Here is a 21,118-nt window from a genome sequence, read left to right as displayed (position 1 = left end):
TCAAAGTTATAGTTAAGTATAAGTTTTTGTGGGATTTAAGTTAAAAATATCAAGGTTGAGGAATTTGTATTTTCAAGGCAAAGAAAGCAAATATTTCAAAATTCTTAACTTAGCAATCTAAGGTTTTTGTCGAATTAGCTGTTACAAACTTTATTGTTTCAAAACCAGCTGCCAGTGCTGGATTTGTAGATGGAGTAATTTGCTTTTGTTTTTGGGTGTGTTAGGTCAAAACTAGACTTGTTCAGGTTTGAATAAATAATTAATATTAATTTAGGAGAGGTTTATGGCACAGGTAATTTCAGAAAAAAGAGATGTGGAATTCGTTTTGCATGAACAGCTTGAAGTTGGCGAATTCAGCAAGTTTGAAAAGTTTGCCGCATTTAATAAAAAAACTATAGATATGATAATCAGAGAAGCAAGAAAGCTTGCTATTGATGAAATTTATCCTACTTTTAAGGATGGTGACGAGGTTGGCTGTACTTTTGAAGGAAATGGGGTTGTAAAAATTCCTGAGTCTTTTGTAAGAGTTTACGATCTTCTTAAAGACGGTGAGTGGACAGCCATGACTGAAGATCCAGAGTGGGGTGGTCAGGGAATGCCGAAATCAGTAGCTCTTGCTGCAAGTGAGTATTTTAATGGAGCAAACTATCCGCTTATGATGTATCCAGGGCTAACCCATGGGTGTGGAAAGCTTATTGAAGTTTTTGGTACAGAAGAGCAAAAGGCTATCTATCTTAAAAAAGTATACACTGGAGAATGGTGCGGAACCATGCTTCTTACAGAGCCTGCAGCCGGCTCAGATGTTGGTGCTCTGGAAACGGTTGCAATTCCCCAGGGTGACGGCACTTATAAGATTAAAGGTCAGAAAATATTTATTTCAGGCGGTGAGCAGACTCAATTGTCAGATAATATAATTCATCCTGTGCTTGCAAGGATTGAAGGTGCTCCTGCCGGAACAAGAGGTATTTCACTTTTTCTTGTTCCAAAATTCAGGGTCAATGAAGATGGTTCAGTTGGCGAATTCAACGATGTTACCTGTACAGGTATTGAACACAAAATGGGTATCCATGGCAACTGTACATGTACACTTGCACTTGGTGAAAAAGACGATTGTATAGGAACTCTTCTTGGCGAAGAAAACAAAGGTATGAGCCATATGTTCCTTATGATGAATGAAGCAAGACAGCTTGTTGGTCTACAGGGATTTGCCTGTGCTTCAGCATCTTATCTCAATGCTGTAAACTATGCCAAGGATAGAGTTCAGGGTGCTGATCTTACCAATCCAAAAGCAGGCGGAGTTACAATTATAAACCATCCTGATGTAAGGCGTCAGCTTCTTATAATGAAGTCTTATGTTGAGGCAATGAGAAGTATTCTTTATTATCTGGCAATGTGCTATGATAAAGCAGAAACTACTGATAATGAAGATGATAAAATGATGTGGGAAGGCCTTGCAGAAATCCTTACTCCAATTGGGAAGGGATATGTAACAGACAAAGCCTTTGAAATCTGCTCCCATGGAATGCAGGTTTACGGAGGATACGGATTTATTGAAGAGTATCCCCAGGCACAGCTTTTAAGAGATTGCCGTATCACCTTGATTTATGAAGGAACAAACGGTATTCAGGCAATGGACCTTCTTGGGCGTAAGCTTGGTATGAAAAAAGGAAAGCTTTTCATGGATCTTTCAGCCCAGATTTCCAAAACAATAGGCGAGGCCAAGAAGGTTGAAGGGGTATCAGATCTTGCTGAAAGAGTAGAGGCTGTGCTCAATAAGCTTGGTGAAGTTGCAATGCATCTTGGAAAAACTGCTATGAGCGATAAAGTGAAAACTGCTTTTGCACAGGCACATCCGTTTATGGAAGTTACCGGAGACGTTTGTTCTGCATGGATGCTTTTGTGGAGAGCAACAATTGCACAGCAGAAGCTTGGAAAAAAGAAAAAAGAAGATATTTTCTACAATGGTCTCATTAAGTCAGCTCAGTATTTTATCAACTCTGTTCTTCCTGTTACCATGGGTAAGATGCAGGCTATATTGGATAATGATTCAGCTGCAATTGAGATTGAAGAAGCATCATTTGTTTCCTGATTTTTTTCGGAGCAGAGTTTTCTCTGCTCCATTATATGCGGGCAATCGTTTTTATGAAGCAAAGTTTTTTTTCCTTGACTGATCAGGCATAACTTTATTAAAGAAATGAACGATCCTCAGAAAAATTAAGAAATACAAATAATTTATATAAATTTTAACTTTTAAAGAAGGGGGAAGGAAAGGCTGTTATGAACCCAATTATAGTAGCTCCTGCTCACTACTCATTTTTCGGAATACCACTTGTGCTGCTTTCAATAGCTATACCACTTGTGGGAGTCGGACTTTGGGTATACATCATGGCAAAAAGGGTTGCGCCTCTTGTTAGAGCCCGCAACGATGAAAGAATGGATAATATTCCACAAAGAGTCTTCATGGTTCTTAAAATCTGGCTTCTTCAGTGGAGACAACCCCGTTATATGATGGCAGGGGTTTTACATATTGTCATTTTCTTTGGTTTCTTAGCATTGGCGCTAAGGTCTTCGCTTTTGGTAATTATTGGTGTGGTTCCTGACTTTGCTCTTCCAGGGCTTGCTGATAATCAGATTGGCGGAATTATCTACAACACAATCAAGGACTATGCTGCAACATTTGTGTTCTTTGCTTGTGTTATGGCAGCAGTTAGAAGAGGAATCTTCAGGCCCGAGCGTTATGAAGTGCCAGAGAGATTTGGTAAAAATCATAATGCAGAAGCTGTTTTTGTTCTTATGATTATTTGTACACTGATGATTTCTGAGAGTATGTTTGATGCCTCACTATTAGTTGCAGCCACTCACGCAACTGGCGAAGCTCACTTTGTTGCACCAGCAACTCTTGCATGGTTTTTTAAAAATATTTTTATGGACACCCCTGTTGAAAAGCTTCAGGCAATTCATTTGTCAGCATACTATGTCCATGACTTCACATTCTTTTTCTTTCTTTGCTTTCTTCCTCTTGGAAAGCATTTCCATGTTATTACATCTATTTTTAATGTTTTTTTCATGCGTCTTAGAAAGGGTAATATCAAGCCCCCTGTATACGGACTTACAGATGAAGAAACTGAAAATCTTGACTCAATAGGTGTTAAAAAGCTTGAAGACTTTACATGGAAGCATATTCTTGATTTTTATACATGCGCAGACTGTGGAAGATGTTCGGATAATTGCCCTGCAGCAACAGTAGGACGTGCACTTTCCCCAAGATTTATAACAATCAGGGGTCGTGATGCAATATTCAAGCATTATCCTTTATCCGGGGATATAACAAAATCAGGTGATGTTGTAGGCGATATTTTTGATGCAGACGAAATCTGGTCATGTACAACCTGTGGTGCATGTGAAGAAGAATGCCCCATTGGAATAGAATATATCGATAAAATTGTTGATATGAGAAGAGGGTTGGTTGATAATGGTGACGTTCCCCAGACTCTTCAAAAACCGCTTCAGCAGCTTACTAGCAGAGGTAATGCCTGGGGTAAATCACCTAAGAAGCGTGGCGGCTGGATGAAGGATTATGCCGAAGAAGAAGCCATTAAGGTTCTTGACGGAGAAACAACAGCAGACACACTTTTCTTTGTTGACTCTATTTCTTCCTATGATGACAGAATGATTGAAATAACAAAGGCCACTGTTAATATACTTAGGAAGGCTGGCATAGATTTCGGTGTTCTTGGAGCAAAAGAAAAGGATTCAGGTAACGAAGTTTTAAGATTTGGAGAAGAACTCCTGTATAAAGAGCTAAGAGATCATAACATAGAGATGATCAAGGAGTCTGGAGCAAAGAGAATTGTTACTTCTGACCCACATGCTTATAATGCTTTGAAAAATGATTATCCAGATCTTGGCATTCCAATTGAGCATATTGTGGAAGTTGTTGCAAGAAGCATTAAAACAGGTGCTCTCAGGCTTAATCCGGTTGAGGACGCTTCAAATATTTACACCTATCATGATCCATGCTATCTTGGTCGTCATAATGATATTTACGAGGCACCAAGAGAAGCTCTTATGGCAATACCCAACCTGAAGCTTTCGGAAATGCTTAGGAGCCGTGACAGGTCTTTTTGCTGTTCAGGTGGAGGGCTGATGCTTTTCTATGAGCCAGAAGAAGAAGAAAGAATGGGTGTTCTTAGAGTAAGAATGGCTGCAAAAGCTGGTGCAAATGTTATGGTTACAGCATGTCCTTTCTGTATGGTAAATATGGAAGACGGAATTAAGGTTGCCAACATGGAAGATAAAATGGTAGCTATAGATTTTGTTGAACTTATAGACAGACATCTTGCTTAAATAAAACTCTGCCGGGATTTTCCCGGCAGTTTGACAATGTCACTTGCCTTAAATTTTTAAGGTTATGGCTATACTCCAAAATTAATATTCTTTTTTGGGAGGATTTGATGGAAATTTTAGTTTGTGTAAAAAATGTCCCTGATGTAGGGGAAGAAGAAATCGAACTAGACGGCAACGATCTTGATTACGACGAACTTACATATGTTGTAAACGAGTGGGATAACTATGCCGTTGAAGAAGCTATTCAGATAGCTGACAAAGTTGGCGGAAACGTTACTGTTATTACAGTTGGTGACGAAGATGCTGACGAAGTGCTTCGCCGTGAAATGGCAATGGGTGCTGGAAGTGCAATTCATCTTGAAGATGAAGCTTTTGAGAAGTCAGATGCAAGAGGTGTTGCTTCAATTCTTAAGGCTGCTGTTGAAAAGGGCAAGTATGACCTTATTCTTACAGGTGCCCAGGCTGACGCAGGTTATGGTGCTGTAGGCGGTATGCTTGCTGCAATGCTTGACTACCCATATGCTTCTCTTGTTAACAAGATTGAAGTTGGAGAAGGAAAGCTTACTGTAGGCCGTGAAATTGAAGGCGGAAACACAGAACTGAACGAAATAGAACTACCATGCGTTCTTTCAATTCAGACAGGTATCAATGAGCCTAGATATGTCGGTATTAGAGGTATCAAGCAGGTTTCCGGTGTTGAAATTCCAACGTTTGACGCAGCAGCTCTTGGTATTGACGAGTCTGCCGTAGGTGAGGAAGGCGCAATAGTTAAGCGTCAGGATTATTTTGTTCCTGAATCTGGTGAAGGCGCTGAGATGCTTGAGGGTAGCGATGATGAAATCATTGATAAACTCATTGAAATCCTAAGAGCAAATGGAGGGCTATAATAATGGCACAATTTTTCGCATATGTACAGCACGCTGATGGCGTAATTGAAGATACAGCAGGTGAACTTGTTGCTGCTGCAAAAGCAATGGGAGCTGATTCTGTAACTGCTATAGTAACAGGCTCAGGCATTGATGCTGCAGCCTCTGCTGCTGGTGAATTTTTTAATGAAGTTTATAAAGTTGACAATGATGCTCTTGCATATCCAAATGCTGAAGTTGTAAGAAAAGCTGTTGCAGCTATTGTTCCTGCAGATGCAGTTATTCTTATGTCCCATACTACTTTTGCAATGGATTTGGCTCCAGGACTTTCCATAGTAACAGATTCAGCATTTCTTGCTGACGTTACAGGAATTGACGGGGTTGACGGTTCTACTCTTAAAGTTGTTAGAACTGAGCTTGGCGGAAGTATCAGTGCTCATGTAAACGCTGATATTGCAAATGGTGCAGTTATCACTCTTCGTCCTGGTTCAGTAGAGGCTGCGGCTGGAGGAGTTGGTGGTGCAGTTGTTGATAAATCAGCTGATGCAGGAGATTTGTCTGCTAAGCGTAAGTTTCTTGAGGTTGTTGCTCTTGAAGCTGGCGAAGTTGATATTACCACAGCTGAAGTTCTTGTTTCAGTTGGTCGTGGTATTGAAGATGAAGACAATATCGAACTTGCCATGGAACTTAAAGAGGCAATCGGTTCAAAGGCTGAAGTAGCATGTTCACGCCCTATAGTTGACGCAAAATGGCTTGAGCATTCACGTCAGGTTGGTACCTCTGGTTTAAGTGTGAAGCCAAATGTTTATCTTGCTCTTGGAATCAGTGGCTCCTTCCAGCACTTGGGCGGTATTAAGGGCGGTGTTCTAATAGCTGTTAACAAAAACCCGAATGCTCCAATTTTTCAGGTAGCAGATTATGGTATTGAAGCAGATATTCTTGATTTTATCCCAGCTCTTACAGAAAAAATTAAAGATCTTTAATTCTTAATACTTAAGATTTTGGCCGGTCATGATTCATGGCCGGCTTTTTTTTTGGATTGCCGGCAAGATTAAGTAGTTAGTCAGATTGTCAGTTCCATAAAAATTGACTTTAGATTAAAATTAATTGACTTATTTCTTTTCCTTTATAAAAATATACAGAGTTAAACAACTTATAATCGGTGAATTATGGGACATTCCTTCAGTGTTTTTTCAATAGTTTCATCTGCAGGATTGGTGGTGAAACTCGTACTTCTGATTCTTTTGTTTTTTTCAATAACTTCCTGGGCAATAATTTTTCTTAAATTTTTTTCCATGAGAAAAGCAGAAAAAGAAACCGAAACTTTTGGTCAGACTTTCTGGAAATCTAAAAACATTTCTGAGGCTTATTCAAATACAAAAAATTTAAGTAATACTCCTGTGGCAAGAGTTTTTCGAATAGGATATTCTGAGCTTAGGCGCTTTGATAATATTACAGGGGTTCATCCAGGCGGCAAGATTTCAAGAGACAGCTCCAGGGCAGCAGTGACTATTCGAAGAAAGCTTAAAAATGGAGTTTCAGAGGAAATGAAAAGGCTTGTTAAAACGGTTCCTTTTCTTGCCACTGTAGGAAACACAGCTCCTTTTATTGGGCTTTTTGGAACTGTGTGGGGAATTATGGACTCATTTCACGGGATAGGGATGTCTAAAAGTGTAAGCCTTGCTGTTGTAGCTCCTGGAATTTCTGAAGCTCTTGTTGCAACAGCTTTTGGGCTTGGAGTTGCCATACCTTCTGTTATAGCTTTTAATTATTTTTCAAATAAGCTTGATTCATTAAACACCTCTTTAGAGTCTTTTTCAGCAGATTTTTTAAATTTAATCGAATATGAAGTTTTTAGATCTGGAAATAATTAAATGGGCTTTTTATCAAACAAAAACAAATATATATCAGAAATAAATGTAACTCCCTTTGTTGATGTTATGCTTGTTCTACTTATTATTTTTATGGTTACAGCCCCAATGATGATTCAGGGAGAAAATGTGGAACTTCCCGAGTCAGGCTCAGGGAGTATTGCAGGTGAGTCTGTTAAATGGGTTATAACCATAACAAAAGAAGGTGATTATTTTTTTAACGACGAAAAAATTGGAGTTGATTATCTTTCCGATTTTTTAAAGAACAAGCTTAAGTCTGAGAAAACTCCTCCTGAGGTATTCATAAAAGGTGATAAAAGCACATTGTATGGGAATGTAGTGGCTGCAATGTCTGAAATCAAATCTGCAGGAATAGAAAATGTTGGAATGATAACAGTTCCGGTTTCAAAGGATTAGGTTTTGGCTGTGGATAGAGAAAATAACAGGCCAAATGAGCCTGGATTATTTGTTTTTGTAATTTTTTCTATTGTTTTTCATTGTCTTATTTTTTCCATGGGATTGATTAATTTAAAATTTGGAAAATCTGACTTTGATTATCAAAAAAATTCTTTGAATGTCAGTGTTGTTTATTCATCTGAAGCAGAATTTGATAAAAAGGAAGTGGCACCAGTAAAAGCGTCAGGAAAGAATTTAGACATCGAGCCGGCAAAAGTTGATAAAATCCCAGAGATAGAAGATATTGAGCCGGCAAAAGTTGATAAAATCCCAGAGATAGAAGATATTGAGCCGGTAAAAGCTGATAAAATTCCAGAGATAGAAGATAAAAAGCCGGTTTTTTCAGGAGCTAAAAAGAAGCTGCCCAAAAAAGAAGTAAAGGAAGTTATAGCTTCTCAAAAGAAAAACCTTGAGAAAAACAAGGATTTGGCAAAAAATAAATTAACAAAAGAGATTGCTCAACTCAAAAAAGAAATAGAAAAAAGTGATACAGATTCTACTGATAAAGTTTTAGAGGATATAAAATCATTTAAAAAAGCGATAAGTTCCCAGAACCAGGGAAAAGATCAAAAATCAGACTCTATGTTTTCTGATCTTGAAAAAGGGGCAGAAAAATCGGAAAAAATAGATATATACAGATATAGAATTGCATATGAGGTTGAAAGACAATGGGCTTTACCCAATGATTTTTTTAATGCAGATGGTGTGCTGGAGACCTCTATTGTTTTCACAGTGCTTCCTGATGGTAAAATTCAAAATATCTGGTTTGACAGGAAATCAGGGAATGAATATTTGGACAATTCTGTTTATAGAGCTGTTAAAAAAGCAGAACCTCTTCCTCCTCACCCAGAAGGGCTGGAAGAAAAATCAGTTATGGTAGGCCTTAGGTTTACCCCTGAAGGTTTGAGGTGATTTTTATGAATATTAGGCGTTTGATTTGTTTTGTTTTTTTGTTGGTATCTTTACCTTTATCCGGCTTTTCAGACGAATACAGGAGTTTGAAATTTATTGATATAAACAATCCTTTTACCAATAAAATTCCCATAGCTGTACCTGAATTTGTTGCTTTGGAAGAAAATGAAAAAATCAATGAAATTTTAGATAAGGGAAGTAATTATCTTGGTTATTTATTGAATTTTACTTCCTATTTCAGGGTTTCAGACTCAAGTGTTAAAATCAAAGAAATTGTAGGGACAAAAATTGATTTTTCGGGCTGGAAAAATAAGGGCTATGAACTTTTGGTAAGTTCAGGGGTTTTTTATGATAAAAATACTGGATTCCTTGAAATGGAAATCAGGCTTTTTGATGTCTTCAAACAAGAGCTTCTAGTAGGTAAACGTTATACTGGCAAGGCAGATGACTACAAAAAAATGCTTAAAAGGTTTGCTTCAGAGGTGATGGAAAAGCTGTTTAAAAACACAGGTTTGTTTGAAAGCCAGATTGCCTTTGTATCTAATAAAACAGGGAATAAAGAATTGTATATCTGTGATTTTGACGGTACAAATATAAAAGAAATTACCAATAATAAAAGTATAAACATATCTCCTTCCTGGTCCTATGATAATAGTTATCTGGCTTATACAAGTTACAAGCGCGATATTCCTGAGATTTTTATTAAATCTCTTAAAGGGAAAAAAAATTATATAGTCTCCAAAGGAAGACTTAGTATTACACCTAGCTGGATTCCCGGGAAGTTTAGTCTTGCAGCAGTTTTTAGCATTGACGGAGATCCTGATATCTATATAATATCTCCAAGTGGGGAAATTTTAAGTACGGCAGTTAAAGGCTACGGTATTGACGTATCTCCAGCATTTTCACCAGACGGAAATAAAATGGCCTTTGTTTCGGGAAGGGGTGGTAGTCCTCAGATATACATTAAAAGTTTTTTGGACAATAGTGTAAAACGGCTTACTTTTGAGGGCAATTACAATACTTCACCTTCCTGGTCTCCAACTGGAGAATATTTGGCTTTTGTAGGAATGACCAAAGAAGATGGGATAAATATTTATACAATAAGGCCTGATGGTTCAGGGCTTAAAATGATTACATCTCACTCTGGAGATAATGAAGATCCTTCTTGGTCACCGGACGGCTCTTTGATAGTTTTTTCAAGTAGTCGCAACAAAGGAAAGAAATTGTTTGTAATGACCCGATCTGGTGAAGATCAAAGACAACTTATTAGTAATATGGCCGGAAATCAAAGTGAGCCGGCCTGGTCACATTGACAAAATAATTAAGGGAGATTTGGTAATGAATAAATATTTTTCAAGATTAACTGTTTTTATATTGATTTGTTTTTTTGGGTTAGGTTTGGGATGTGCATCAAAACAAGTTGATATTGATGAAGGAATGAGTCAGGAACAGCAGATTTCAGAGGAAGACAAGCAAAAAGCTGAAGAAGAGAAAAAAGCTAAAGAAGAAAGATTAAAAGCTGAAGAACTTAAGCGTCAGCAAAAGCTTGAGCAGCAGAAAAAAGAAGAAAAACAGAAAAAAGAGGCTTTGAGGAAATTTAGCGATGTAAACGTTTATTTTGGTTTTGACAGCTCAGAAATTACTAGCAAAGCAAGAGCTATACTTGAAGAAAAAGCAGCATGGCTTTTAGAAAATAAAGATGTCAAAATAATTTTGGAAGGGCATTGTGATGAAAGAGGAACTACTCAGTATAACCTTGCTCTTGGAGAAAGAAGGGCTGAAAGTGTTAAGACTTATTTAGTTGCTCTTGGAGTAGATGGCTCAAGAATTTCAACTATTTCATATGGAGAAGAAAGACCAGCTGTTCAAGGTTCAGGTGAAGATGTATGGTCAAAAAACAGAAGAGCTGAGTTTGTAATTGAGTCTGGAATCTAAATTACTTTTCAGTTAAAATTTTGCTTTGATTTAAAAAAGGGATAAAAAAACAATTGATTCCCTGGCTCTAGAATGTTTTGCCGCAGTTTAAACATAACTGCGGCTTTACTAACTGGAGACTATCTTCTCGTGTTAACAACTACAATAGCCGGAATCTTAGACATGGGGCATTAAAATGAAAAAAATAGTCTTTGTTATTTTATTTACTGTCTTTTTCAGCGGCTGTGTAACAGATCAGCAGTTTGAAGGTTTGTCCAAAAAAGTAAATCTCATTGAAGAAGAGCAACAAAGTTTTGGTTCAAATCTCAGTTCTGTAACTGATTTTTTAGATGACTTTGAAAAGAAAAACCAAGACCTTGAAAAAAACTTAAGAAGCGGGTATGCAAATTTAATCGCAGAAAAAACCGAGTTGAAAAATAAAGTTTCTGAACTTAATGGAGAAATTGAAAAGATTTTTTACAGGTTAGATTTGTTTTTATCCAAGCTGGAAACCATTGAAAAAAGATTTTTTGCCCTTGAGCAAAGGGTTTCCTCGGTGGAAAACTACCTGGATTTTGATAAAAACAATAACAAGGAAGTTTGGAAGAGCAGCAATGAAAATCTGGCAGATGACGATAAACAAGTTGATTCAGACTTGTTTGTGCTTGAAAAAGCAAGTGAAGAAGAAATTTATGAACAAGGGAAAAAAGAGTTTGATTTACAAAATTACAATAAGGCCAAAATTCTTTTCATCTATCATGAGAAAAACTTCCCAAAATCATCAATGGCAGACAATTCATTGTTTTGGCTTGGAGAAATTTACTATAAAAAAGCTGATTATAAAAGAGCAATTATTGAATATCAAAATGTCATAGAAAAATATCCTTCAGGGAATAAGGTTCCTTCAGCATATTTAAAACAGGGCCTTGCTTTTTATAAAATTGACAGCAAAGATAATGCTAAAATAGTTTTTGAAAAACTTATCTTAAAATTTCCCCTTAGCAATGAAGCTCATATAGCAAAGAAAAAACTTAAAAGTTTTTAATATATAATGACAGATTACCGCAAAATTATCGGTATTGATCCCGGCCTTGCATCTACTGGAATTGGAATTGTTAAAGGAAACAAAGACAAAATTGTTTCTTATGGATTCGGGTGCATTGAAACTTCAAGTAAATTGTCCCAACAGCTCAGACTTTATAAAATTTATAAAGAAATTTCTGACATTTTAGAAAAAGAAAAACCATCAATTATAATAATTGAAGATGTGTTTTCCCTTCCCCGGTTTCCTAAATCCGGAATAATTCTTGGCAAGGTCTGTGGAGTTGTTAGTCTTGCATCCTCAATCCATGGTCTTGGTGTTTTGGAAATTCAGGTAAGACTGGCCAAACAAATATTAACAGGAAGTGGCAGCTGTTCAAAGGAGCAGCTTGAAAAGGCAGTAAGACAAAGACTTGAGCATTTTGAAAAAATAAAGCCCTATCATGCATCAGATGCACTTGCGCTTGCAATTATAGGGCTTACGAGAGGAAATTGAATAGTGATTGCATATATTGAAGGAGAGGTTTTCAGAAATTCGGATGAAGGGCTTATTCTTTTAGTTAATAATATTGGTTATGAAATTCTTCTTCCCGAAATAACAGCAAAATCGTTTAAAAAATATAAAAAAAAAGACTTTGTTTCCCTTTTTATTTATTATCATCAGACAGAAAGGCAGCCTGTTCCGGTTTTGATTGGATTTGAAAATGAAAAGGATAAAAGTTTTTTTAAAAAATTTATCACTGTTGAAGATATAGGGGTTGTTAAGGCAGTAAAGGCTTTAACCATACCAGTTGAAGAAATTATAGCCGCCATAGAAACAGAAGATCATAAAATTTTAATTTCTCTTAAAGGAATTGGAAAAAGAACTGCTGCAAAAATAATTGCAACCTTGAAAGGCAAGTTTGAAGAAGCAGAAATTCAGGAATTAAAGATAAAAGGCAAACAAAAAATTTCATCAGGGCCAAATGATTTGATTGAGGCTGTAAGATCCGTTATGGTCGGGCAGTTAGGACATCACCCTAGAGATGCTGAAAAACTTATAAAAGATGCTATGAAAAGAAACCCAAAAGCAGTTGAGTTTGAGGAATTGATTGAGGAAATCTATAAAAAAGACGGCAGGGGAAATAAAAAATGACAAGTGAAGGACTCAAATTTTTTGAAAAAACTGCAGACGCCGATGAGCTTTTGTCACCAGAAGAAAATAGATACGATTTTCTTCCGGATGCAGGAGATTTGAGGCCAAAATCTCTAAAAGAATATATAGGTCAGGAAAACACTGTAAAAACACTTGAAATTGCCATAATGGCAAGTAGAAAAAGAAATGAGCCTATTGAACATATCCTTCTTCATGGTCCTCCTGGACTTGGGAAAACCACTCTTGCCTCAATAATTGCCAATGAACTCAATGTTAATTTTTTAATGACATCTGGGCCTTCGCTTGAAAAAGGGGGGGATCTGGTAGGTATTTTAACTAATCTTAATGATGGGGATATCTTGTTTATAGATGAGATTCACAGGCTTCCAAAAATTATTGAAGAACTTCTTTATTCTGCCATGGAAGATTTTGCCATAGATTTTGTTTTAGATAAAGGCATTCATGCAAGAACCCACAGGTTCAGACTCAATAGATTCACTCTCATAGGTGCAACAACAAGGCCAGGTCTTTTATCAGCCCCTTTAAGGGATAGATTTGGGATATTCAAGGCACTTGATTTTTACAATACTGACGATCTTCTTGTAATTATAAAAAGATCTGCAAAAATACTTGGAGAGGAAATTTATAATGATTCAGGAAAAATTCTTGCGATGCGTTCCAGGGGAACTCCAAGAATTGCCAATCGTCTTTTAAGAAGGGTAAGGGATTATGCTTCTGTCAAGGGAGACGGGGTTTTGTCTGCTCAGGTGGTTGAAAAAGCATTGAATTTAGAAGGCATAGACTCAATGGGACTTACAGGGCTGGACAGAAAGTACTTAAGGACTTTGATTGATTTTTACAATGGAGGTCCGGCAGGCATTGAAGCCATAGCAGCGGCTCTTCAGGAAGAAACAGATACTCTTGTTGATGTGGTTGAGCCTTACCTTTTAAAGGAAGGGTTTGTTTTAAGAACATCCAGCGGAAGGAAGGCTTCTTCCCTTTCCTATTATCATTTGGGCATTGAAAAGGATGATGATTAATCCATTAGTTCTTGTAACAGATTTCGGCACCAAAGATCCCTATAGTGCAGTTGTTAAAGGGGTTCTTTTATCAATAAATAAAAAATTCAATATAATTGACGCTACCCATGAAATTTCATCAGGCAATATTGCTGAAGCATCCAGATTTTTAAATTCTATAATAAGCTGGTATCCTGAAGGCAGTGTTTTTATCTGTGTAGTTGACCCTGGAGTTGGTTCTGAAAGAAAAATCCTTGTTTTAAAATCTTTAAACAGGATAATCACAGCTCCTGATAATGGAGTTGTTTCTGATTTGGTTAAAAAACATGGAATTCAAGAATTATATTTCGCCTCCAAAAAACATTTTATTTCCAAGGCTACTTTTGATGGAAGGGATATTTTTGCTCCTCTTGGTGCTGCTCTTGCTGAAAAAGGAACGAATCTTTCTTTTCTTGAAAAAGCAGTTCCAGAAAATATTGTTTTAAAAGATTTTTATCCGGCTCCAAAATCAGGGGAGGATTTAATCTCAGGTGAAATTGTAAATATAGACAAATACGGTAATCTTATAACAAATATTTCAAAAAACTGTGCTTTAAGGGCTTTTAGATCTTTTGAAGATACTAGGGTGTATTTGGGGGAGCAAAAACTTGGAAGTATTGTTTACACTTATTCTTCATCGGCTGAAGGTAAATTGATTACCTTGTGGAACAGCAGTGATTTTTTGGAAATTGCCTGTGTAAATAAAAGTGCTGAGAAAAAACTGGGAAATAAAGTAAAGGATAAAGTTTTTCTTAAATCAGTTTTTTATAAAAAATAGCTGGTTAAAAACCAGAAGTATTGGTTTGTTTTGATTTAAAATCCTTGAATAAATTTATTTTAATGGACATAAAACAATGTTTTTGCTTAAAAGGAGGGTGGTTTTTGAGCCAATTGAATCTTTTTGATAAAAAAACCTGTTTTTTTAAAGGAAACGATTGATTTTGTTGAAACTGAAATCTGTATTGAAAAAAGATTCAAGCTTTGAAGTTTAGTTGTAAGTGGAGAAAATACAGGTTTTATTCTGTTGATAAAGAATTGCTGATTGCAAACTTTTGCGGGTTTGTTTTTTTATTGAAATCAGTCTGCGGATGGGGCCAAATTAAAATTAAAAAATTGTCATAAAGGTTTTCTAAGGATGTTTTTTATAAATAAAAGTTTTTTTATCCGTGTTTTTTTGTTTGTTTTTTTAATGCCTTTTAATTCTTATTCTGGCCAAAATCGGCTTTTTCCTCTTGATGTTGTTTACTCAGATGTGGAAGAATTAAAAATTATTTTGGTAGACAAGGAAAGTCAAAAACTTTTTTTGATAGAAAATAAAAAGGGGGTTTTTGAATCAAAAATGGAGCTTAAATGTTCCACTGGAAAAAACAAAGGAGATAAGCTGCTGGAAGGAGACTCAAAAACTCCCGAAGGTGTGTATACAATAACAGGACATTTTACAAAAAGACACCTTTCTCCGGTTTATGGAACCAGGGCTTTGACCCTTGATTATCCCAATTATCTTGATAAGGCCAAGGGAAAAAATGGCTATAATATCTGGATCCACGGAACAGATAAGGAGCCTCTTGAAGAAAGAACTACCAATGGTTGTGTTGCCCTTGCAAATGGCGATATTGATATTCTTTCTGATTACGTAGAAGTTGATAAAACCCCTGTAGTCATAGCAGAAAAAACAGAGTTTATGGGTGAGGAATCGGATTATTTGAAGAGGAAAGAAAATTTTAAAGTTTTTTTTGATTCCTGGATTGAGTCAGCTGGAGAGGGCAGTTATCATGATTACCTGAGATTTTATTCAAAAGATTATCTACCTGATCTTTCATGGTGGGAAGACTGGCAAAAGTTAAAAAAGGCTTTTAAATCAATTTCGATTAAGAAAAAAAATCTGAATATATTTAGAGAAAATGATGGTCTCTATACTTTTTGGTTTGATTTTTTTATTGAAGCTGAGGAAGTCAAAAGTAATATTTTAAAGCGAAAATTATTTGTAAAATCAGAAAAAGAAGGGCTTAAAATAATAGGGGATGTTTATTTTGAAGACTCTGAAGATATTGTAACAGCCGGTAGAAAAATCAAGGATAAAGTTTTATATGAAAAAGATATAGAAGAGCTTGTTGGTGTTTGGGCAAGAGCCTGGTCAGATAAAGATATAATAGCCTACGGGAATTGTTATTCTTCAGATTTTTATTCTGAAGGAATGAATAAGAAAAAATGGCTTAAATATAAGGACAGGCTAAATAAAAAATATGATTATATAAAAGTTGAGGCAAGCAATATCCAAATTGAAAAAAAAGGCAGAACTGTTAAAGCGGTTTTTTTCCAAACTTACGAGTCTAGCGGATTCAGCACAAAGGGAATTAAAATATTGATGTTGAAAAAAGAAGAGGGGCAATGGAAAATTTTCAAAGAGATCTGGAAAGGAAACGGGTGAAAAAAGAGCCTGGTGAAAATATAAAGAAGAAATGGTCTCTGCTTTTTATAAGTAGCAGGGGAAAAACCTTTAATCTTAGATATATCAGGGCTCTTAGCTTTGTTGTTTTGTTTTGCTTTGTTTTTTTTCTTGGTATTGCCATTATTTCTTTAACCTCTTTTATCTTTCTTAAAAAGGACAATACCTATCTTAAGGAAAGTCTTGAAAAGGCAGATTTGCAAATTATAGAATTGAAAAATGAAAATGAGCAACTAAAAATCAAGCTTGCTTTTTTAAAACCTCCAGCTTCCCTTGTAGAACTCAAGGAATCTGTTGAGAAAAACAAAGTTGTAAAAAAAGAGGAGGTCAAGGTTGAAAAAATAAAAGATTTTTCAAAAATTCCTCTTGAAGCTAGGAATTTCAGAGTGAAAAATTTAAACTCTCAGGTGGAGACAAGCTTTGACATAGTAAATGTTTCTAAATCAGACTTAACTCTTTCCGGCTATATTTTTGTATTGCTTAACAATGAAAGACTTTCGGAAAATCATTGGATGGTTTCACCTTATTCAAAGATTTCCGGAGCAAAACCTCTCAATCCGAAAAGCGGACAGTATTTTTCCATTCAGCGGTTTAAGCCAGTAACAATTAAATTTCCTGGAATTTCAAGTACCGGTGTTCTGGATTGTGCTGATATTTTTGTCTATGGAGAAGACGGTGAGCTTCTATTGAAAAAAGGTTTTAGTCTAAATGAAAGCTAAGTTTATTTTATATGTTTTTTTAATTGCTTTTGTCTCAACTTCTGGACTTGCTTTGGAAAATTGGCCCATGAAAAGCAATAGAAAAGAACATATAGTTTATTTTGAAAACACTGATTATGAGCTTCATGTATATAAAATATATGGTGAGAAAAAAAGCAATACTCTTATGATCATAGGAGGGATCCAAGGCGATGAACCAGGAGGTTATTTAACTGCTGATTCCTATGCTGATATTTCTCTTGAAAAAGGTTCACTTATCCTTGTTCCAAGGGCTAATTTACCTTCAATTCTTGTTCAAAAAAGAAGTGTAAATGTGGATATGAACAGAAAGTTTGCGGATGAAGATGCAAGAGTTTATGAAGGTAAAATTGTAAAAATTTTAAAAGAACTGATATCTCAAAGCGATTGTCTTTTAAATCTTCATGAGGGTTCAGGCTTTTTTTATCCTCAATGGATTGATGAAATGAAAAATCCCATGAGATATGGACAATCAATTATTGTTGATTTTGAAAGCATTAATCTTGAAAACGGAAAAAAAGTAAGCCTACTTCAAACTGCAGAAAATGTTATAAAAAAAATAAACGAAAAAATTGAAGATCCAAAGCTTTACTTCAGGTTTAACAATCATAGAACTTCTGAAAATGACTCAAGGCATAAAGAGCAAAGAAAGTCTGCAACTTATTTTGCAGTTACAAAGTGCCAGATTCCCGGGTTTGGGATAGAGGTGAGTAAATCTTTGCCTCTGATTCAGAAAATAAAGCACCATCAGTATGCGATAAATGCTTTTTTTGAAGAGTTTGAAATCATTCCCAGGATGCCCAGGCTCAGTTTTGAAAAGTCCGAGCTTAAATATCTGGTTATTTCAATAAATAATCAGACCCCTATTGTTCTTGGGAATGAGGAAACTCTTTATCTTGAAAAGGGCTCAGTAATAAAAATAGCCCATGTTGAGGCAAATTATTCAAGGGGACTTACTGTTGATGTGATGGACTGCGGGGGCAAAAATGACATAAGAAAAGAAATTGTTATTGAAAAAGACACAAGAATTTCAGCAAAAAAAGACTATGAATCCTGTGGCTCAGTTTACCTCAAAGTTGTTGATAAACAGAATGGTAGTTTTTTTTCAGTTTCAGAAAAAAAGATTAAAGAAAAATATTTTTATTTTAAAATAAGAATTAACGGTCACAGGATTGTTTCTGTGGCAAATAAGGGAGCTTTAAAGGTAAATAAAGGGGACTTTCTAGAAGTTATTGATGTTGATTCAGGAATGTATGATCCAGGAAGTCTTGAAGTTAATATCAAGGGATATGTAAATGATGCTTTTAATAATACAGGAGAAGACAGAGGTTATATTGTTGATACTTCAAAGGATTTTTGGAGCAAGTACTCCATTGATGGAAAAGGCTTTAAGTATCCGATAAAAGCATCTAAAGGAAATCTTGTTGTTGGTGAAATGATAATTGAAATTGAAGAGGAGTCGGAAAAAATTCTTCTGATTGAATCAGAAGGAGGGAGGCTTATTGGAGTTAAAAACAATGAGGAAATTTATATTAAAGACATTGATAAATGTTTTCTAAATTCTGTTGCCGGAGTTAGTCGCTCAGATTTTGAAAGCGGGTTTTACTATCTTGAAGCCCAGGGCCGTAAAATTTTAGATTTAAATTCAAAAACAGCCGTTGGAAAATTGTTTGATCCGGGAAGCAAGGCCCTTCTAATAACCCTTTTTGCAGAATTTAAGAACAAAAAAGAAAAAATATCTCATTTTAAAATAAGAATAAAGGAGAATTAGGTGGCTGCTAAAACAAAAAACCTTTCAATTATAGATAATGATCTAAGGGTTGAAGGGGATCTTTCTTCGGAAGGAAAGCTTGTGATAAAAGGTGTAGTTAAAGGAACCATTGCAGGCGAATCTATTATTATAGCAGAGGAAGGACAGGTTTACTCTGATATGGAAGTAAATGATGTGACAATTGGAGGCGTTTATGAGGGAAATGTTAAGGCTAAGGGGAAAGTGGTGGTTCTTTCTTCAGGTAAATGTACAGGTACAGTAACTTGCAATGACCTTATCGTTGAAAGCGGGGGCATAATTAATGCTGAAATAACTTGTACAAGAGATGACGGATTTGTTCAGGGAAGACAAAATTCAGCAAAGGAAAGCTCTGCTAAAATCAAATGGCTTAAAAAAAAACCTAATGAGCCATCTAAAAAAGAAGAAAAAGAAGAAAAAGTTTTATAAACAAAAGCTCAAAATTTTATCAGAAAAATCTTTTGGTTCAACTTCCTTGAAGTTTTTGAAAGTTATATCATTAAATAAGAGGTCATTTTCTTTTTTTATTTTTTCAAAAATAGATATATAATCAGGCAGTATTTTTTTATTCCAATCAAATCCAAGGGCTTGGACAGCCGTTTTTATTTCATTTTCGGTTCCTTCAAGCTCAATAAAATCACCAAAAGGAAGCCGGTCAACACAGATTTCAAGCTCTCCTTTTGAAAAAATTTGTCTTTGTTTTTCATATATTTGTGTTTTTATGAATCCGGAGTTAGATAAAATATATTTCATTTCATCAAATGAATTTACAAAAACTTCAGATTCCTCAAGTTTTTTGAATTCTGGGGAAGTTTCTAGGGAAGGCTGCTTAAAAGTCAGGATTGTTTTTCCAAGATATGTTCTAAGCCTTAGGATTTTATTACTTTTTTTTAAAAAATGATTTTTTGTATCAAATAAGGTATTCTTTTCCAGACTGCTTTCGTTATGTTTATCAGAGTATTCTTTGATTTTTTTTATAATTTTTTCATAGTTTTTAATATAAAATTTGACTTCAATTTCAATTAATGGCATAAAGATTTCCTTGTAAATATTGATATTTTTTTCGGTGACTATAATCTTTTATGGGCAAGTGTCAATTATTCTATTTTTATTTTTTAATCAGTTGACATTTGGAAGTTGTGAATGTATATCTTAGAAGTTATTTTTTTGTTACGAGGAGTGTTAAATTGAAAAAACAGACATATAGTGCTAAAAAAGAAGACATACAAAAAAAATGGTATGTTGTTGATGCTGAGGGTAAAGTTCTTGGCAGGCTGGCTTCGGAAGTTGCCAAAATAATAAGAGGTAAGCACAATCCTTTATTTACACCTCATGTTGATTGTGGAGATTTTGTAATAGTTGTAAATGCTGAAAAAGTTGTTCTTACAGGAAGAAAACTGACTCAGAAAAAATATTACAGACACAGTGGTTACACAGGCGGTTTAAGGGAAACTACAGCTGAAAAACTTCTTGAGAAAAAACCCGAACAGCTTGTAACTCTTGCTGTTAAAGGGATGCTTTCAAAAAGCAAGTTAGGAAGACAGCTTAATAAAAATTTAAAAGTTTATTCAGGTTCAGTTCATCCTCATAATGCACAGCAACCTGAAGTTCTCGAAATTTAAGCAGGATAGACAGGGGAATTAAAATGGCAAAGGATAGTAGATATTACGCTACAGGAAGAAGAAAGACTTCTGTTGCAAGAACTTGGATTGAGCCAGGTGCGGGTGAAATTTATGTGAATGATAAGCCCATTGATACATATTTTAGTATTCATCGTCACTCTTCAAGTGTGATTGAACCACTTAAAATTACAGATCAAATTTCAGCTTTTAATATAAAAATTAAAGTTAAAGGTGGTGGAATTACAGGGCAGGCGGAAGCTTCAAGACACGGAATTAGTCAGGCCCTTATTAAGTTTGATCCTGAATTGAGAGACGTACTTAAAAGAGCCGGCTTTGTAAGAAGAGATCCAAGAATGAAAGAAAGAAAAAAGTACGGACTAAAAGGTGCTCGTGCAAGCTTTCAGTTTTCAAAACGCTAGAATCTTTTTTTCGAAATGTTTTTTTGGCTATAGGGAGACAAATCTTTGTCTCCTTTTTTTTATTAATTTTTTTCTATCCAGCGACTTCCTCAAATGTTTAGTCTAAAATCATCCTCTTAAAAAATATGGGCAGTAACTGGTTTTAGCTATACAATAATCCTTTTGTTTTTTTCAAACAAACTAATCTTTAATCATAAACATGGCTATTTTATTTGACAAACTTGGCTTGGTGTCTAAAATTGTCTTGAAAGGAGATTTGTTATGGAATTTATTCAGACTATTATTGTTGTTTTTATAGTTATTGCAGCCTTTCTTTTTATTTTAAAAGCTGTTTTTTCAAAAAAAACTAACAACAATGCCTGCGGGGGATGCCATTCTTCATGTTCAAATTGCAGTCAACCTGGAATAAAGCTTGAGAAAAGAAGTGAGATCAAGGAAAAAGATTTAAAGCCTTAAGTTTTTTTATTGAAAAAAATCAAGTTATTAAGGCTTTGAAGCATACTCT

The 21,118-nt window shown here is 35.4% G+C and carries 22 protein-coding genes; 21 read left to right on the top strand and 1 reads right to left on the bottom strand.

Annotated elements, in window-relative coordinates; translation table 11 throughout:
• The first annotated feature begins 283 nt into the window (after positions 1-283).
• The 18 genes from RBR53_02230 to RBR53_02145 all read left to right on the top strand — a co-directional run bounded on the left by RBR53_02230 (position 284) and on the right by RBR53_02145 (position 19,001).
• Positions 284-2,089: an acyl-CoA dehydrogenase gene (locus RBR53_02230; GenBank protein MDY0131463.1), complete on the top strand. Its 1,806-nt coding sequence runs from the start codon at positions 284-286 to the stop codon at positions 2,087-2,089.
• A 188-nt stretch (positions 2,090-2,277) separates the two neighbouring features.
• Positions 2,278-4,347, top strand: a complete 2,070-nt coding sequence (locus RBR53_02225; protein MDY0131462.1) for a (Fe-S)-binding protein — start codon at positions 2,278-2,280, stop codon at positions 4,345-4,347.
• A gap of 107 nt (positions 4,348-4,454) precedes the next feature.
• Positions 4,455-5,234 carry an electron transfer flavoprotein subunit beta/FixA family protein gene (locus RBR53_02220; GenBank protein ID MDY0131461.1) on the top strand — a complete coding sequence of 260 codons (780 nt, stop codon included), beginning with the start codon at positions 4,455-4,457 and terminating at the stop codon, positions 5,232-5,234.
• 2 nt (positions 5,235-5,236) lie between these two features.
• On the top strand, positions 5,237-6,196 hold the full coding sequence (locus tag RBR53_02215; GenBank protein MDY0131460.1) for an electron transfer flavoprotein subunit alpha/FixB family protein: 960 nt from the start codon (positions 5,237-5,239) through the stop codon (positions 6,194-6,196).
• A gap of 186 nt (positions 6,197-6,382) precedes the next feature.
• Positions 6,383-7,087 carry a protein TolQ gene (gene tolQ, locus RBR53_02210; protein ID MDY0131459.1) on the top strand — a complete coding sequence of 235 codons (705 nt, stop codon included), beginning with the start codon at positions 6,383-6,385 and terminating at the stop codon, positions 7,085-7,087.
• A complete protein-coding gene (locus RBR53_02205; protein MDY0131458.1) occupies positions 7,088-7,501 on the top strand; it encodes an ExbD/TolR family protein in 414 nt (137 codons plus the stop codon).
• 9 nt (positions 7,502-7,510) lie between these two features.
• Positions 7,511-8,452 carry a TonB family protein gene (locus tag RBR53_02200; GenBank protein ID MDY0131457.1) on the top strand — a complete coding sequence of 314 codons (942 nt, stop codon included), beginning with the start codon at positions 7,511-7,513 and terminating at the stop codon, positions 8,450-8,452.
• Positions 8,453-8,457: 5 nt separating this feature from the next.
• Complete coding sequence (locus RBR53_02195) at positions 8,458-9,765, top strand: Tol-Pal system beta propeller repeat protein TolB (GenBank protein MDY0131456.1); 1,308 nt, start codon at positions 8,458-8,460, stop codon at positions 9,763-9,765.
• Positions 9,766-9,790: 25 nt separating this feature from the next.
• Entirely contained in the window at positions 9,791-10,387 is a 597-nt protein-coding gene (gene pal, locus RBR53_02190) for a peptidoglycan-associated lipoprotein Pal (GenBank protein MDY0131455.1), read from the top strand.
• Between the two features lie 175 nt (positions 10,388-10,562).
• The gene (ybgF, locus tag RBR53_02185; protein ID MDY0131454.1) at positions 10,563-11,411 is read left to right on the top strand and encodes a tol-pal system protein YbgF; all 849 of its coding nucleotides are present in this window, start codon (positions 10,563-10,565) and stop codon (positions 11,409-11,411) included.
• 6 nt (positions 11,412-11,417) lie between these two features.
• Positions 11,418-11,903, top strand: a complete 486-nt coding sequence (locus RBR53_02180) for a crossover junction endodeoxyribonuclease RuvC (GenBank protein MDY0131453.1) — start codon at positions 11,418-11,420, stop codon at positions 11,901-11,903.
• Positions 11,904-11,906: 3 nt separating this feature from the next.
• Positions 11,907-12,542, top strand: a complete 636-nt coding sequence (gene ruvA / locus RBR53_02175; protein ID MDY0131452.1) for a Holliday junction branch migration protein RuvA — start codon at positions 11,907-11,909, stop codon at positions 12,540-12,542.
• The gene (gene ruvB, locus RBR53_02170) at positions 12,539-13,582 is read left to right on the top strand and encodes a Holliday junction branch migration DNA helicase RuvB (GenBank protein ID MDY0131451.1); all 1,044 of its coding nucleotides are present in this window, start codon (positions 12,539-12,541) and stop codon (positions 13,580-13,582) included. The genes ruvA and ruvB overlap by 4 nt, the downstream gene beginning before the upstream one ends.
• Positions 13,575-14,378, top strand: coding sequence for an SAM-dependent chlorinase/fluorinase (locus tag RBR53_02165; GenBank protein MDY0131450.1), 804 nt, complete (start codon positions 13,575-13,577; stop codon positions 14,376-14,378). The genes ruvB and RBR53_02165 overlap by 8 nt, the downstream gene beginning before the upstream one ends.
• A 357-nt stretch (positions 14,379-14,735) precedes the next feature.
• Positions 14,736-16,028, top strand: coding sequence for a L,D-transpeptidase family protein (locus RBR53_02160; protein ID MDY0131449.1), 1,293 nt, complete (start codon positions 14,736-14,738; stop codon positions 16,026-16,028).
• Positions 15,989-16,765: a hypothetical protein gene (locus tag RBR53_02155; GenBank protein MDY0131448.1), complete on the top strand. Its 777-nt coding sequence runs from the start codon at positions 15,989-15,991 to the stop codon at positions 16,763-16,765. The genes RBR53_02160 and RBR53_02155 overlap by 40 nt, the downstream gene beginning before the upstream one ends.
• Positions 16,755-18,554: a M14/M99 family metallopeptidase gene (locus tag RBR53_02150; protein ID MDY0131447.1), complete on the top strand. Its 1,800-nt coding sequence runs from the start codon at positions 16,755-16,757 to the stop codon at positions 18,552-18,554. Before RBR53_02155 ends, RBR53_02150 begins: the two co-directional genes overlap by 11 nt.
• Entirely contained in the window at positions 18,555-19,001 is a 447-nt protein-coding gene (locus RBR53_02145; protein ID MDY0131446.1) for a polymer-forming cytoskeletal protein, read from the top strand.
• Here RBR53_02145 and cyaB read toward each other — a convergent pair.
• Positions 18,996-19,604 (bottom strand): class IV adenylate cyclase, encoded by a 609-nt coding sequence (gene cyaB / locus RBR53_02140; protein ID MDY0131445.1) that lies wholly within the window; start codon positions 19,602-19,604, stop codon positions 18,996-18,998. The two genes, RBR53_02145 and cyaB, sit on opposite strands and share 6 nt — an antisense overlap.
• A gap of 155 nt (positions 19,605-19,759) precedes the next feature.
• On the opposite strand from cyaB, the gene rplM reads away from it, so the two are divergent.
• The 3 genes from rplM (at position 19,760) to RBR53_02125 (ending at position 21,069) form a co-directional block, all read left to right on the top strand.
• Entirely contained in the window at positions 19,760-20,194 is a 435-nt protein-coding gene (rplM, locus tag RBR53_02135) for a 50S ribosomal protein L13 (protein ID MDY0131444.1), read from the top strand.
• Positions 20,195-20,217: 23 nt separating this feature from the next.
• A complete protein-coding gene (gene rpsI / locus RBR53_02130; GenBank protein ID MDY0131443.1) occupies positions 20,218-20,613 on the top strand; it encodes a 30S ribosomal protein S9 in 396 nt (131 codons plus the stop codon).
• Positions 20,614-20,874: 261 nt separating this feature from the next.
• A complete protein-coding gene (locus tag RBR53_02125) occupies positions 20,875-21,069 on the top strand; it encodes a FeoB-associated Cys-rich membrane protein (protein MDY0131442.1) in 195 nt (64 codons plus the stop codon).
• Positions 21,070-21,118 lie beyond the last annotated feature (49 nt).

This window comes from Desulforegulaceae bacterium (assembly GCA_034006035.1).
In the GTDB taxonomy this organism is placed as follows: Bacteria; Desulfobacterota; Desulfobacteria; order Desulfobacterales; family JACKCP01; genus JACKCP01.
The sequence above is the reverse complement of the archived record's forward strand: the minus strand, read 5'-3'. Positions and strand labels throughout refer to the sequence as shown.

Coding starts and splice junctions, on each gene's coding strand:
- RBR53_02160 (MDY0131449.1), top strand. CDS start 14,736: ATGTTTTTTATAAATAAAAGTTTTTTTATCCGTGTTTTTTTGTTTGTT.
- tolQ (MDY0131459.1), top strand. CDS start 6,383: ATGGGACATTCCTTCAGTGTTTTTTCAATAGTTTCATCTGCAGGATTG.
- RBR53_02215 (MDY0131460.1), top strand. CDS start 5,237: ATGGCACAATTTTTCGCATATGTACAGCACGCTGATGGCGTAATTGAA.
- RBR53_02180 (MDY0131453.1), top strand. CDS start 11,418: ATGACAGATTACCGCAAAATTATCGGTATTGATCCCGGCCTTGCATCT.
- RBR53_02205 (MDY0131458.1), top strand. CDS start 7,088: ATGGGCTTTTTATCAAACAAAAACAAATATATATCAGAAATAAATGTA.
- ybgF (MDY0131454.1), top strand. CDS start 10,563: ATGAAAAAAATAGTCTTTGTTATTTTATTTACTGTCTTTTTCAGCGGC.
- RBR53_02230 (MDY0131463.1), top strand. CDS start 284: ATGGCACAGGTAATTTCAGAAAAAAGAGATGTGGAATTCGTTTTGCAT.
- ruvB (MDY0131451.1), top strand. CDS start 12,539: ATGACAAGTGAAGGACTCAAATTTTTTGAAAAAACTGCAGACGCCGAT.
- RBR53_02125 (MDY0131442.1), top strand. CDS start 20,875: ATGGAATTTATTCAGACTATTATTGTTGTTTTTATAGTTATTGCAGCC.
- RBR53_02225 (MDY0131462.1), top strand. CDS start 2,278: ATGAACCCAATTATAGTAGCTCCTGCTCACTACTCATTTTTCGGAATA.
- RBR53_02150 (MDY0131447.1), top strand. CDS start 16,755: ATGAAAGCTAAGTTTATTTTATATGTTTTTTTAATTGCTTTTGTCTCA.
- cyaB (MDY0131445.1), bottom strand. CDS start 19,604: ATGCCATTAATTGAAATTGAAGTCAAATTTTATATTAAAAACTATGAA.
- rpsI (MDY0131443.1), top strand. CDS start 20,218: ATGGCAAAGGATAGTAGATATTACGCTACAGGAAGAAGAAAGACTTCT.
- RBR53_02155 (MDY0131448.1), top strand. CDS start 15,989: ATGGAAAATTTTCAAAGAGATCTGGAAAGGAAACGGGTGAAAAAAGAG.
- RBR53_02195 (MDY0131456.1), top strand. CDS start 8,458: ATGAATATTAGGCGTTTGATTTGTTTTGTTTTTTTGTTGGTATCTTTA.
- RBR53_02220 (MDY0131461.1), top strand. CDS start 4,455: ATGGAAATTTTAGTTTGTGTAAAAAATGTCCCTGATGTAGGGGAAGAA.
- pal (MDY0131455.1), top strand. CDS start 9,791: ATGAATAAATATTTTTCAAGATTAACTGTTTTTATATTGATTTGTTTT.
- RBR53_02165 (MDY0131450.1), top strand. CDS start 13,575: ATGATTAATCCATTAGTTCTTGTAACAGATTTCGGCACCAAAGATCCC.